Here is a 13,103-nt window from a genome sequence, read left to right on the forward strand (position 1 = left end):
TACGACGAACGGGTCAGGCCGCTTTCGACGCGTCCAGGAAATCCTGCGCGAACCGCTGCAGCACCCCGCCTGCCTCGTAGATCGAAACCTCCTCGTCCGAATCCAGACGGCAGGTCACCGGTACTTCCACGGTTTCGCCGTTGCGGCGGTGGATCACCAGCGTCAGCTCGGCGCGTGGCCTGCGCTCGCCCACCACATCGAAGGTCTCGGTGCCGTCGATGCCCCAGGTCTTGCGGGTTTCGCCGGCCCTGAACTCCAGCGGCAGCACGCCCATGCCGACCAGGTTGGTGCGATGGATGCGCTCGAAGCCCTCCGCCACGATCGCTTCCACGCCCGCCAGCCGCACGCCCTTCGCCGCCCAGTCGCGCGAACTGCCCTGGCCGTAGTCGGCGCCGGCGATGATGACCAGCGGCTGCTTGCGGCCCATGTAGGTCTCGATGGCTTCCCACATGCGCACCACCTGTCCGTCCGGTTCGATGCGTGCCAGCGAGCCCTTCTTCACGTCGCCGTCGACTACGGCCATCTCGTTGACCAGCTGCGGGTTGGCGAAGGTCGCGCGCTGTGCGGTGAGATGGTCGCCGCGATGGGTGGCGTAGGAATTGAAGTCCTCTTCCGGCAGGCCCATCTTCGCCAGGTACTCGCCCGCCGCGCTCGAGGCGAGGATCGCGTTGGACGGCGACAGGTGGTCGGTGGTGATGTTGTCGCCCAGCACCGCCAGCGGACGCATGCCGTGCAGCGAGCGCTCGCCGGCCAGCGCGCCTTCCCAGTACGGCGGGCGGCGGATGTAGGTGCTCTGCGGGCGCCAGGCGTACAGCGGCTCCACTTTGCCGCCATGCTCCACGCGCACGTTGAACATCGGTTCGTAGACCTTGCGGAACTGGTCCGGCTTCACGCTGGCCTTCACCACCGCGTCGATCTCCGCATCACTGGGCCAGATGTCCTTCAGCGTGATCGGGTTGCCTTCGGCATCGAAGCCCAGCGCGTCCTTTTCGATGTCGAAGCGCACGGTGCCGGCGATGGCATAGGCGATTACCAGCGGCGGCGAGGCGAGGAAGGCCTGCTTGGCGTAGGGATGGATGCGGCCGTCGAAATTGCGGTTGCCCGACAGCACCGCGGTCGCATACAGATCGCGGTCGATGATCTCCTGCTGGATCTTCGGATCCAGCGCGCCGCTCATGCCGTTGCAGGTGGTGCAGGCGAAGGCGACGATACCGAAGCCCAGCTGTTCCAGGTCCGGCAGCAGGCCGGATTCTTCCAGGTACAGCTGCACGGCCTTCGAGCCGGGCGCCAGCGAGCTTTTCACCCACGGCTTGCGCACCAGTCCCTTTGCGTTGGCGTTGCGTGCGAGCAGCGCGGCAGCGATCACGTTGCGCGGATTGGAGGTATTGGTGCACGAGGTGATGGCGGCGATGATCACCGCGCCGTCCGGCATCAGGCCCTGCGCCTCCTCGGCCTTGCCGCTGGCCAGCTTGGCTTCGTCGGCGATGCCGCGCTCGGCCAGCGCGCTGGTCGGCAGGCGCTTGTGCGGGTTGGACGGGCCGGCCATGTTGCGCACGACGGTGGACAGGTCGAAGTGCAGCGTGCGCTCGTACTGCGCAGTCTGCAGGTCGTCGGCCCACAGGCCGGCGGTCTTCGCGTAGGTCTCCACCAGCGCCACCTGTGCGTCGCTGCGGCCGGTCAGGCGCAGGTAGTCCAACGTGTTGTCGTCGATGAAGAACATCGCGGCCGTCGCGCCGTACTCGGGCGCCATGTTCGATATGGTCGCGCGGTCGCCGATGGTCAGCGCCGCCGCACCTTCGCCGCGGAATTCGAGATAGGCGCCGACGACCTTCGACTGGCGCAGGAATTCGGTCAGCGCCAGCACCACATCGGTCGCGGTGATGCCGGGCGCGGGCTTGCCCTGCAGTTCGACGCCGATGATGTCCGGCGTGCGCATCCACGACGCGCGGCCGAGCATGACGTTCTCCGCCTCCAGCCCACCCACGCCGATGGCGATGACGCCCAGCGCATCGACGTGCGGCGTGTGGCTGTCGGTGCCCACGCAGGTATCCGGAAAGGCAACGCCGTCCTGCACGTACACGACCGGCGACATTTTCTCCAGGTTGATCTGGTGCATGATCCCGTTGCCTGGCGGGATCACATCGACGTTCTTGAACGCCCGCTTCGTCCAGTCGATGAAGTGGAAGCGGTCCTCGTTGCGCCGGTCCTCGATGGCGCGGTTCTTGGTGAACGCGTCCGGGTCGTAGCCACCGCATTCCACGGCCAGCGAGTGGTCGACGATCAGCTGCACCGGTACCACCGGATTCACCTGCGCCGGATCACCACCCATGTCGGCGATCGCATCGCGCAGGCCGGCGAGATCCACCAGCGCCGTCTGCCCGAGGATGTCGTGGCAGACCACGCGCACCGGGAACCACGGGAAATCCAGGTCGCGGCGGCGCTCGACCAGTTGGCGCAGGTAGTCGTCGCGGCGCGCGGGATCGGCGCGGCGGACGATGTTCTCCGCATGCACGCGCGCGGTGTACGGCAGCGTCGCCCAGGCGCCGGGCTGGAGGGCGTCGACCGCGGCGCGCGCGTCGAAGTAGTCGAGCGTGGTGCCCGGGAGTGGGGTGCGGAAATCGGTATTCATGGCGTGTCGTCTGCTGTGAACGGGGCGCGCGGCTCGATCCACGCGCTGCAATGGCCATTATGCGCGTCGTGTCGCTGCAAACATGCCCGCCTGCCGGACATCGCTGCGCATTCTTTCGATGCGTTGACGGTGTTCGTCAACATGCAGGGCACGCCGTGGCACGCATGCCCGGCGAGGTGCTCCGCGCTACGGTGTGTCGAGCCGGATACGGGCTTCCCGCAGGACGGTCGAGCCTTCGGCCGTCGCAACGCTTCGTGCAACGGCTCCCGGCACCGCCCGCGCCGTGGCGCCATGCACGCCCTGTTTGTCGAGCAGGGCGGCGACGCTCTCGGCGCGGGCGAGCGCGAGCGCAGCGTCATTGCCCGCGTATCCATCGACCGACACCTGGCTCACGCCCCAGCGCTGGAGCGCCCACGCGATCGCCTCCACCTGCGCGTTGCCTGCCGCGTCCAGGTCCGGCCGGTCGTCGCCGAACACCACCGGTGGCAGCGTCTGGAGTGCCGGCACGACCTGCACCTGCAACGCACCGGCGTCATCGGTCGCCAGTGCCTGCTCGAGGCGGCGCGCCTGGACGACATCGAGCCCGGCGGCCGCATAGAGCTGCCAGCGCGCCCGTTGCCCGCCTTCGAGGATCTCGAACTGCCCGAAATGGGCGAGGACGCGCTGGTGCATCGCTTCGGCCGCGCGGGTCCCGGCGTTGCGCTCGGCCGCGTCGCGCTCGGCCACGTTCTGCAGGCGCGACACGCTTTCGCGGAGTTGCGCGAGCGTCGCCTGTTCGCTCGCCAATGCCTTTTCGTCGGCGGTCAGTAGCTCGCGCAGGGAGACCTCGACAGGTCGGCCGAGCACGCCTTCGAGCTTGCGTTCGAGTTCGCGGTCAAGCTGGGGCCGGTGCCGAGGGACCAGCATCACGGCATCGACCCGCAGGGTTTCTTCGTTGCGGTCCACGCGCAACGTGGTCACCTGCCCACCATTGCTGCGTGCGGCTTCGTCCATCACGTTGCGGATGGTGCGGTCGGCGACGCCGCGTGCCGCGATGTCGCGCAGCGCCAGTCCCAGCGGGACCGACAGCAGCACGAACGTTCCCACGATCATCGAGGCCTGCCACGCGGTCTGCTTGGGCGAATCGTCGCCGCCGAAGTGGTACCAGCGGGCCATGATGGTGACCGACAGCGCGATTGCCAGCAGGTTGGTCATGAACAGGAACAGCGCACCACCCGCGATGCTGGCATTCAGCGTGGCGATACCGAAGCCCACCACGGCCAGCGGCGGCATCAGCGCCGTCGCGATCGCCACGCCCACGATGGTCTCGCCCTTGCGGGTGATGGTGGCGTACGCGCCCGCCAGGCCGGAAAACACGGCGACGAGCAGGTCGAACAGTGTGGGTTCGGTGCGCGCCAGGATTTCCGGCGTCGCTTCCTGCAGCGGAGAGACCAGGACGATCGCGGTCGCGGTGGTCAGGGCCACCGCAGTCCCTACCGCCAGCGTCTTGAGCGCCTCGCGCAGGCTGCGGAAGTCGAAGGTGGCCAGCGACATGCCCAGCTCGACGATCGGCCCCATCAACGGGGAAATCAGCATCGCGCCGATGATCACGGCGACCGAGTTCTGCAGCAGGCCCAGCGTGGCGATGCCGCATGCCATGACGATCATGAAGGCGTAGCGCGGCCCCAGCTGCCCGCTTTCGTCGACATTGCGCAGGACGGCGGCCCGGTCGACCTGCAGGTGTTCGCGCCGCCATTGGCGCAACCAGCGCCACAGTGCTTCGGCAGAGGCCATCGCGAGAACTCCGTCACGGAACCGGCGCGCATCATACCAACGGGCCGCTGCAGTGAAGCCGCTCTGAGCGCGCGTCGCTCAGCTCATTCGAAGACCAGCTTGCCCTTCATCATGTTCCAGTGACCGGGGAAGGTGCAGAAGAAGGTGTAGTCGCCACCCTTGCGCAGCCGCGAAGTGGGGAACACCACCTCGGCCGCCTGCCCGCCGCCGATCACCGGCGTGTGGGCGATCACGCGGGCATCGTTGCGCGGCAGATAGTCGTCAGCCAGCTTCATGCGGCCGCCGGCCAGGCCAAGGTCGCGATGATGGCGTGTTTCGGCCAATACCCAGTTGTGCCCCATCGCCTGCGCCGGCATGCGACCCGTGTGCTTCAACACCACCCGCAGTTGCGCGCAGTCGCCGGGCACGCGGATGGTCTTCAGGTTGAAGGTCATCATGTCCGTGGCTTCGATCGTCACCACGCAGTTGCGGGCGAAGGCCGGAACGGTCACGAACGAGAACGCCAGCAGGGCGAAAAACGAAAGCGCTCGGGGCATTGCAGTACGTGCGAAGGAGGGACGGCGGATTGTAGAGCCGAGCTTGCTCGGCTGCTCTTCCGTCCCGGGCCATGAGGGTGAATGCCTTCCGGAATCGATCACGCTCGACGCAGCGGGCAGAAGCAGCGGAGCAAGCTCCGCTCTACGATGGCACGCCCGTCAAACGTCGCCGCCCTCGGCCCAGCCTTCGCCGGTGCCGCGGGTGTAGACCTTGTCGGCGTCGCGTACATCGCCGGCCGGGATGGCATCCTGCGCATCCAGCCGTGCATAGATCGGGGTGAAGTCCGGCGCGGTGGCGTTCATCAGCTGCTCGAAGCTGTCGATGACGAAGTAGGTCTTCTGGAACGTGTCGATGCGGTAGCGCGTGCGCATGATCCGCTCCAGGTCGAAGCCGATGCGGTTGGGCGCGTCCGATTCCAGCGAGTACAGCGACTCGCCCTTCGACGACACGATGCCGGCACCATAGATGCGCAGGCCATCCTTCGTGTCGATCAGGCCGAACTCCACCGTGTACCAGTACAGCCGGGTCAGGTGCTGCAGCGCGTCCTGGCCGATGCCGTGCGCCTTCACGCCGCCCTTGCCGTACGCCTCCATGTAATCGGCGAACACCGGATTCATCAGCAGCGGCACGTGGCCGAACAGGTCGTGGAACAGGTCCGGTTCGGCGATGTAGTCGATCTGGTCGGGCCGGCGGATCCACCAGGTGACGGGGAAACGCCGGTTGGCCAGGTGGTCGAAGAACTCCAGCTCCGGCAACAGGCCCTCCACACCGACCAGCTGCCAGCCGGTGGTGGCGTGCAGTACCTCGTTCAATTCATCGAAGCGCGGGATGCGGTCCGGGCTCATGCCCATCGCGTCCTGTGCCCGCAGGAACTCGTCGCAGGCGCGCCCGACCAGCAGGGCACGCTGGCGCTCGTACAGCGCCCCCCAGGTGGCGTGGTCGTCGGCGGGGTAGTCGGCGGGCTGGTCCACGACGGCGGTCGTGTACACCGGTACGTAACCCTTGTCGGTCTGCTGGTGCTCGACGCGGCGCGGCTCGTTCATGGCGACTCCCTTCGATCAGCGGCTGATGGGACGATGCTAGCGGCAGAACCGCGCAACAGGCTTGCAAAGTTGCGCCTCTCCCGACCGATGGCGCAATGATCGAGCGTGAACGCGCTATCCTGCGCATCAAATGGCCGAATCACCCACCCTCGACCGCACCGACCTGCGCCTGCTGACCCTGCTGCAGCGCGACGGTCGCGCCACCAATGCCGACATTGCCGGCCAGGTGAACCTGTCGCCTTCGGCATGCCTGCGCCGGATCCAGCGACTCGAGGCGACGGGGGTGATCGCCGGATATGCCGCCCGCGTCGACCCCAAGGCCGTCGGGCTGGGACTGCAGGCCTTCGTGCGCGTGCAGCTGGAGAAGCACGACCCGGCCAGCGTCCAGCATTTCGGCGACGGCGTGCGGGGCTGGGACGAAGTGGTGGCCTGCTACGCACTGACCGGCGACATGGATTACCTGTTGCACGTGGTGGTCCAGGACCTGGAGCACTTTTCCCGCTTCCTGCTCGACCGTCTGCTCAACGCCAGCGGCGTGGCCGACGTGAACTCCAGCTTCGTGCTGCGCGCGGTGAAGACCGACGCCGGCCTGCCATTGGGATATGCCGGATGACGTCGATCATGATTGTCAGCGCGACGCGGAAGACAGAGGGGGATTTCCGCGAGGGCAGTGCGCTGGGGACATCGTTGCGCCGGCTGGCGTTCGACGCGCGGATCCGGAGCCGGATCGCATACCGGAACGGTCGCGGCCTGCCCGAGGTCTACAACCAGGCGATCCGGGAGTGCCAAGACAGTGATGTCCTGGTGTTCATGCACGACGATGTATGGATCGACGACAGTTTCCTCGCTGACCGCTTGCAGGACGCGCTGCTCCGCTACGACGTCGTCGGCGTGGCAGGCAACCATCGCCGGCAGCCACGCCAGCCCGCATGGGCGTTCCCCGACATGACATTGGCATGGGACGACAAGGCCCACCTGTCGGGCGGGGTGGCGCACGGTGCATATCCGTTCGGCGCGGTGTCCTGTTTCGGCCGCATGCCGGCCGACTGCGAGCTGCTGGATGGCGTCTTCCTCGCCGCAAACAGGGCCGTCCTGTCGCAGGCGCGCGTCGAGTTCGATCCGCGCTTCGGCTTCCACTTCTACGACATGGATTTCTGCCGGTCCGCGAGGCAGGCGGGGTTGCGTCTGGGAACCTGGCCGATCGCGCTGACGCACCAGAGTGGGGGCGCGTTCGGGTCGGATGCCTGGAAGGTTGCCTACAACGACTACCTGGCGAAGTGGGGCGACTAGCGCACGTCTCCAGGACGCGCCCACGCGGACCCTGTCCGCGACACGTGCTACAACGCACGCGATTACCGACCCTCGAGACCAGCATGTACGGACTGATCGGCAAGATGCGCGCCACACCCGGCCAGCGCGACGCCCTGCTCGCAATCCTGCTGGACGGCACCGACGCCATGCCGGGTTGCCTGAGTTACGTCATCGCGCAGGATCCCGCCGACGCGGATGCGATCTGGATCACCGAGGTCTGGACCGATGCGGCCAGCCACAAGGCCTCGCTCTCGCTGCCGTCCGTGCAGCAGGCCATCGCGAAGGCACGGCCGTTGATCGCGGGATTCGACAGCCATGTCGAAACGGTGCCGGTGGGAGGGCATGGGTTGCCGTAGCCACTCCCGCTCGGCGCACGAACCGATGATGTGGGAGCGACGTCAGTCGCGATGATGGATCCGCGGCAAATCATCGCGACTGACGTCGCTCCCACAATCCACCTGGGCCGACGTGTTCGATCTAGACTTCCACATGGACCTGTTCCCCCATTCTTGGCAACGCGCTTGGGCCGGCATCGGTGCGACGGGTGAGGGCGGTGTGTTGTTCGCGCAGCTGAAGGCGGCGTACGCTGAACAGCAACGCCATTACCACACGCTGCAACACCTCGGCGAATGTCTGTCTGTGTTCGATGCTGCACGCGGACTGGCGGAGCGCCCGCACGAGGTGGAACTCGCGCTGTGGTTCCACGACGCCATCTACGACATCAAGGCCCACGACAACGAGCAGCGCAGTGCCGACTGGGCGCGCGATGCGCTGCGGGATGCGGGCGTTGCGGCAGAGGCCGCGCAGCGCGTGCATGCGCTGGTCATGGCCACGCGGCACACCGCCGTGCCGTCGGGACGCGACGAGCAGCTGCTGGTCGACATCGACCTGTCCATCCTCGGCGCGGAGCGGGCCCGCTTCGACGAGTACGAACAGCAGATCCGCAAGGAATACGCCTACGTCCCCGGCTTCCTGTTCCGGCGCAAGCGGCGCGAGATCCTGAAGGGCTTCCTCGACCGTCCGGCGATCTACAGCACGCCGTATTTCCATGACAGGTTGGAGGACAGGGCACGCAACAATCTCCGTCGCGTCACCGCCGCGTAGAGCCGGCTCCGCTCTACTGCTTTACGGGTTGTCCGGCGGCGTCGCACTTCACGTCGCGGCCGAACAGGCGACCCAGGCGCGAGGGTTCTTCCAGGCAGCGCGGATCCGGTTTGGGCGGCGCATGGCGCGCCGCATGCGCGGCATTGCGGGTGCGCTGCAGCTCGGCGAGCTTCGCCTTGATCTGCGGCATCGCCGCCAGCGCGGCGCGTTCGCCTTCGAGGATGGCGGTGTTCTTCTGTTCGAAATCGGCCGGGCCGATGTCGTTGACCTTGGGCCGGATGACGATGTCGGCGCGCGCGAGTTCCTGTTCGCCCAGGCGCTGGCCCATGATGCCGATCGACTGGTTGACGATGCCCAGCATGCTGCCGGGCTTGGTGCCGGGCGCCTTGGTGGAGATGTCCACCGCGATGACGAAATCCGCACCCAGCTGGCGCGCCGCGTCCACCGGCACCGGGCTCACCACGCCGCCATCCACGTAGCTGGCCTTGCCGATCACCACCGGCTCGAACACGCCCGGGATGCTGCTGGACGCGCGCACGGCCTGGCCCGTGTTGCCGCGCACGAACACCGTGCGCTCGCCGTTCTCCAACTGCGTGGACACGGCGGCGAAGGGCTTCTTCAATTGCTGGATCGTGCGCTTGCCGACCAGGTCGTTGACGTAGTCCTGCAGCTTCTGACCCTGCACCAGTCCGCCGGAGAACAGGCGCACGTCACGGATCTTCGCTTCGTCCAGCGCAAAGGCCTGCTTCTGCATCTGGAAGGGATCCATGCCGCTGGCATACAGCGCACCGACCACGCTGCCTGCGCTGGTGCCGGAGACGACCACCGGTTCGATGCCGTTGGCTTCCAGCATCTTGATGACGCCGATATGCGCGAATCCCTTGGCCGCACCCCCCCCCAATGCGATGCCCACCTTGGGCTTCGGCGCTGCCGGCACCGGCTTCGTCGTCACAGGAGGTGAGGTCGGCCGCACGTTGTCGCCGCCGCATGCGGCCAGGAACACGGAACCGAGCAGCAGGGCGGGCATCAGGCGAAGGGCAGGGCGCATGGAGGGGGAAGGAAGCGGGACCGGCGCGCAGGATAGCGCCCCTCGCTGCAACCGCGGCCAACAACACTCGCTCAGGTGGGCCCATCGCCACCGGAGCGGCGCCGCGCGCTGCCGGGTCCGACTCCCTCGACGCGCTTGAAGAACCGCCGGAACGCGGCCTCGCTGCTGTAGCCGAGCATCTCGGCGATGGCGGCGACGGAGAAGCGCCGGTTCTTCAGCAGCCGGCGCGCCTCGGTGGCCCGCCAGTGCGCCAGGTACTGGATGGGCGGCGTGCCGACCGTCGTGGTGAACAGTTCGGCGAACGCGGTGCGCGACATGCCGGCTTCCTGCGCCATCGACTGGATGGTCCAGTCCTCGCCCGGACGCGCGTGGATCGCGGACAACGCCCGCGACAGGCGTGCATCGGTGAGCGCGGCGAGCAGGCCGCGCGGCTGTTCGGCCTGCCGCACGTACTCGCACACCGCCATGGTGAACAGCGAATCTGCCAACTTGTTCTGCACCAGCTGGCGACCCCAGCGACGTTCGCGGCTGGTGTCGGCCAGCATCTGCGCCAGTTGCCGGAAGCCGGCACTGCTGTCCTGCCCACGGATCACGAACCAGCGCGGCAGGGCGGAGAAAATCGGGTTGTGGGAGCCGGTGATGAACTCCAGCTCGCCGCACAGCATGCTGGTGTCGCCTACATCCGGTGCGTCGGGGAGATGGGGATCGGCCGACGACGACAGCACATGGCGCACGCCAGCGGGAAAGACGATCAGGTCGCCCCGCTCGAGCAGCACCGGCGTCTCCAGTGCTTCGCCGCTGATCCAGCACTGGCCCTGGGTCAGCAGATGGAACTGGCCGTGGTGGGTGGCGGGCTCGCTGTCGTACCAGGTGCCGCAGTAGCGCACGTCGGCGGTGATCTCCACGCGCATGCGGTACGCGCCCAGCACCGTCTCAAGCACGGCGTCGCGATCGTCGTCTTCGGCCAGGCCGAGCGCATGGGCGGGCATTGCATCCATGCCGCCATCCTAGGCCACGGGGTGCATGCGGACCATGACCGCGCGTCCGTCCGTTCATGCGCAGGCGTCCGCCTCGGTCGGATTCCGGACGATGGGGCATATCCGCGGAACGCACGGGAATGGTCGCCGGCGGCACGCGGCGCTGGAATGGCATGGCGTCCAGCGGCGCTCCGTCGACGACGCCTTCCCCAACCCCAACGAGGCTTTCCCATGAACACCACCAAGCTTTCCGGTCTTTCCGTCGCGGTTGCCGCTGCCGCCCTGTTCCTCGGCGCGCCGATGGCCCACGCGGCCGAATCCGGCTCGGCCAAAGTCGGCCATTGCGTCGGCGCCAATGCCTGCAAGGGACAGGGCGCGTGCAAGAGCGCATCCAATGCGTGCAAGGGCCAGAACGCATGCAAAGGCCACGGCTTCACCGAGTCCACCGCCGAGACCTGCAAGACGGCCGGTGGCAAGTTCGAAGCGCCCAAGCCGCAGAAGAAGGCGGCCGACGCGAAGAAGGCCAACAGCTGACGCCACGCGCGAGCGACGACACGCCATGACGACAGTCCTGCACGGTTTCGGCCTGGGCCTGCGCCCGCAGCACTACGACGCGCTGCTCGCAGGCAGCGCGCGCGTGGACTGGCTGGAGATCCTCAGCGAAAACTACCTGGTCGAAGGTGGCCGGCCGCTGTGGATGCTGGACCGGATGGCCGAACGCTGGCCGGTCGCAATGCATGGCGTCTCGCTCAACATCGGCGGCAGCGATCCGCTGGACCGCGATTACCTGCGCGCGCTGGGCCGCCTGGCCCGGCGCGTGCGGCCGCGGATCGTGTCCGACCACGTGTGCTGGACCCGCCACGGCGGCGTCCAGTTCCACGACCTGCTGCCGCTGCCGCAGAACGACGACACGGTGAACCACGTCGCCGCACGCATCCGCCAGGTGCAGGATGCCCTCGGCATGCCGCTGGTGCTGGAGAACGTGTCCAGCTACCTGCGCTTCGCCGATGACACGCTGGACGAGGCACAGTTCCTGTCCGCGCTGGTGGCCGAGAGCGGGTGCGGGCTGCTGCTGGACGTGAACAACGTCTTCGTCAACGCGCACAACCACGGTTTCGACGCGGTCGCCTTCCTCGACCGCCTGCCACGCAGCGCAGTGCGGCAGATCCACCTGGCCGGGCACAGCGTGGACGTGCAGGGCAGCGGTCTGCTGATCGACACGCACGACGCGCCGGTGCCCGATGGCGTGTGGTCGCTGTACGCAGAGGCCGTGCGGCGGTTCGGCGCGGTGCCGGCGATGATCGAACGCGACGACCACATTCCGCCGCTCGACGAGCTGCTGGCCGAACTGGACATCGCGCGCAGGGTCGTGGCGGACGCGGCGCGCCTGGAGCAGGCCGCATGAATGCCGCCGTGCCACTTCCGGGCCGGCAGCAGGTGTTCGCGCACTGGTTGCTGCGTGGTGATATGCGCGACGCACCCGCGATCCGGGCACGGGACGTGCACGACCGCACGACGCGGCTGCGCGTGTACGCCGACGGCTACCGCTGGCGGTTGGTCGAGGTGCTGGGCAACGACTACCCCGTGTTGCGTGCGTCGCTTGGCGCGGATCGTTTCGATGTACTGGCGGCGCGCTACCTCGATGCGTGTCCCTCGCGGCACCCTTCGGTCCGCCACGTGGGCGCTCGGTTCCCGCGCTGGTTGGCCACGCACGCAAGCGATGATCGCGTGCTGTCCAACCTGGCCCGCCTGGAGTGGCGGCAGGGCGAAGTGTTCGATGCGGCCGACGCCTCCCCGTGCACGCTCGACGACCTGCTGGCGGTAGCGCACGAACGATGGCCGCAGCTGCGCGTGATGCTGCATCCCGCCGTGCGTCGCCTGGGCCTGCGCAGCAATGCGATTGCGCTGCTCGATGCGCATGCACGGGGCATCCCGTTGCCGTGTCTGACCGCAGAGCCGGTGACGAACTGGCTGCTATGGCGGCACGACTTCGATGTGCACTGGCGACGCCTGCCGCGCGACGAGGCGATGGCGCTGGCCGCGGTCGCGCGTGGCGACGTCTTCGCCGACTGGTGCGTGCGACTGCCGGGCACCTCGCCGGCGTTGCGTGCCGCCGGCCTGCTGAAACGCTGGTTGACGGACGGTCTGGTGGCCGGTCTGTCGACTTCATGACACCCCTGTAGGAGATTCCAATGCAATCCGCTCCCCTGCACGACCGCGTGCTCGCCTTCCTCAACGCCCATGGCTGGATCGGTCCGCTGCTGCTGCGGCTGGTGTTCGGCTATTTCTGGCTGGAGACCGGCTGGGCCAAGTTGAACAACCTGGCCTTCTTCACCGAGCGCTTCGTCGAATGGGGCATTCCCTGGCCTGCCCTGAGTGCCACGGTATGCGCCGGCACGGAATTCGTCGGCGGTGCGCTGATCATGCTCGGCCTGGCCACCCGGCTGACCATGCTGCCGATGATCTTCAACATGCTGGTGGCGCTGGCGGTGGTGGTGCTGCCCGGCATCTCCACGCTGGACGAATTCGTCGAGCTGGACGAAGTGCTGTACGTGGCGGTGTTCGTCTGGCTGCTGTTCGCCGGCCCTGGGCGCGCAAGCCTGGATCATCTGATCGCGCGTCGCGCAGGCACGGCGACGCTCGCGGCCGCCTGACGGAGGTGGGCGGGACGCGCGCCGCGT

General features: G+C 67.8%; 14 protein-coding genes. 8 read left to right on the forward strand and 6 right to left on the reverse strand.

The genetic code is table 11. The annotated features are described in order from the left end of the window. Positions 1-13: 13 nt before the first annotated feature. From acnD to phhA, 4 genes are all read right to left on the reverse strand, one after another. The gene (gene acnD, locus OY559_RS00130; RefSeq protein WP_277728035.1) at positions 14-2,629 is read right to left on the reverse strand and encodes a Fe/S-dependent 2-methylisocitrate dehydratase AcnD; all 2,616 of its coding nucleotides are present in this window, start codon (positions 2,627-2,629) and stop codon (positions 14-16) included. Positions 2,630-2,815: 186 nt separating this feature from the next. Continuing rightward, entirely contained in the window at positions 2,816-4,402 is a 1,587-nt protein-coding gene (locus OY559_RS00135; protein WP_277728036.1) for a TIGR00271 membrane domain-containing protein, read from the reverse strand. Positions 4,403-4,485: 83 nt separating this feature from the next. Beyond that, positions 4,486-4,938: an azurin gene (gene azu, locus OY559_RS00140; RefSeq protein WP_277728037.1), complete on the reverse strand. Its 453-nt coding sequence runs from the start codon at positions 4,936-4,938 to the stop codon at positions 4,486-4,488. A gap of 159 nt (positions 4,939-5,097) precedes the next feature. Then, complete coding sequence (gene phhA, locus OY559_RS00145; RefSeq protein WP_277728038.1) at positions 5,098-5,982, reverse strand: phenylalanine 4-monooxygenase; 885 nt, start codon at positions 5,980-5,982, stop codon at positions 5,098-5,100. A gap of 130 nt (positions 5,983-6,112) precedes the next feature. Here phhA and OY559_RS00150 point away from each other — a divergent pair, with 130 nt between their 5' ends. The 4 genes from OY559_RS00150 (at position 6,113) to OY559_RS00165 (ending at position 8,397) form a co-directional block, all read left to right on the forward strand. Further along, positions 6,113-6,595: an Lrp/AsnC family transcriptional regulator gene (locus tag OY559_RS00150; RefSeq protein ID WP_277728039.1), complete on the forward strand. Its 483-nt coding sequence runs from the start codon at positions 6,113-6,115 to the stop codon at positions 6,593-6,595. Beyond that, complete coding sequence (locus OY559_RS00155) at positions 6,592-7,272, forward strand: glycosyltransferase family protein (protein WP_277728040.1); 681 nt, start codon at positions 6,592-6,594, stop codon at positions 7,270-7,272. The genes OY559_RS00150 and OY559_RS00155 overlap by 4 nt, the downstream gene beginning before the upstream one ends. A gap of 83 nt (positions 7,273-7,355) precedes the next feature. Continuing rightward, positions 7,356-7,649 (forward strand): putative quinol monooxygenase, encoded by a 294-nt coding sequence (locus tag OY559_RS00160; RefSeq protein WP_277728041.1) that lies wholly within the window; start codon positions 7,356-7,358, stop codon positions 7,647-7,649. Between the two features lie 133 nt (positions 7,650-7,782). After that, the gene (locus OY559_RS00165; protein ID WP_277728042.1) at positions 7,783-8,397 is read left to right on the forward strand and encodes an HD domain-containing protein; all 615 of its coding nucleotides are present in this window, start codon (positions 7,783-7,785) and stop codon (positions 8,395-8,397) included. A gap of 13 nt (positions 8,398-8,410) precedes the next feature. Here the strand turns inward: OY559_RS00165 and OY559_RS00170 are convergent, their stop codons facing one another. Then, the gene (locus tag OY559_RS00170; RefSeq protein ID WP_277728043.1) at positions 8,411-9,445 is read right to left on the reverse strand and encodes a patatin-like phospholipase family protein; all 1,035 of its coding nucleotides are present in this window, start codon (positions 9,443-9,445) and stop codon (positions 8,411-8,413) included. A gap of 71 nt (positions 9,446-9,516) precedes the next feature. Further along, positions 9,517-10,443: an AraC family transcriptional regulator gene (locus tag OY559_RS00175; protein ID WP_277728044.1), complete on the reverse strand. Its 927-nt coding sequence runs from the start codon at positions 10,441-10,443 to the stop codon at positions 9,517-9,519. A 210-nt stretch (positions 10,444-10,653) separates the two neighbouring features. Between OY559_RS00175 and OY559_RS00180 the strand changes: the two genes are divergently transcribed. The 4 genes from OY559_RS00180 to OY559_RS00195 are packed head-to-tail and all read left to right on the forward strand — an operon-like array spanning position 10,654 to position 13,076. Continuing rightward, positions 10,654-10,956, forward strand: coding sequence for a BufA2 family periplasmic bufferin-type metallophore (locus OY559_RS00180; protein ID WP_267791051.1), 303 nt, complete (start codon positions 10,654-10,656; stop codon positions 10,954-10,956). Positions 10,957-10,981: 25 nt separating this feature from the next. Then, positions 10,982-11,827: an MNIO family bufferin maturase gene (locus OY559_RS00185; RefSeq protein WP_277728045.1), complete on the forward strand. Its 846-nt coding sequence runs from the start codon at positions 10,982-10,984 to the stop codon at positions 11,825-11,827. Then, the gene (locus OY559_RS00190) at positions 11,824-12,594 is read left to right on the forward strand and encodes an HvfC/BufC N-terminal domain-containing protein (protein WP_277728046.1); all 771 of its coding nucleotides are present in this window, start codon (positions 11,824-11,826) and stop codon (positions 12,592-12,594) included. The genes OY559_RS00185 and OY559_RS00190 overlap by 4 nt, the downstream gene beginning before the upstream one ends. 20 nt (positions 12,595-12,614) lie before the next feature. After that, positions 12,615-13,076 carry a DoxX family protein gene (locus OY559_RS00195; protein WP_277728047.1) on the forward strand — a complete coding sequence of 154 codons (462 nt, stop codon included), beginning with the start codon at positions 12,615-12,617 and terminating at the stop codon, positions 13,074-13,076. Positions 13,077-13,103 lie beyond the last annotated feature (27 nt).

This window comes from Pseudoxanthomonas sp. SE1 (assembly GCF_029542205.1).
Taxonomy (GTDB): Bacteria; Pseudomonadota; Gammaproteobacteria; order Xanthomonadales; family Xanthomonadaceae; genus Pseudoxanthomonas_A.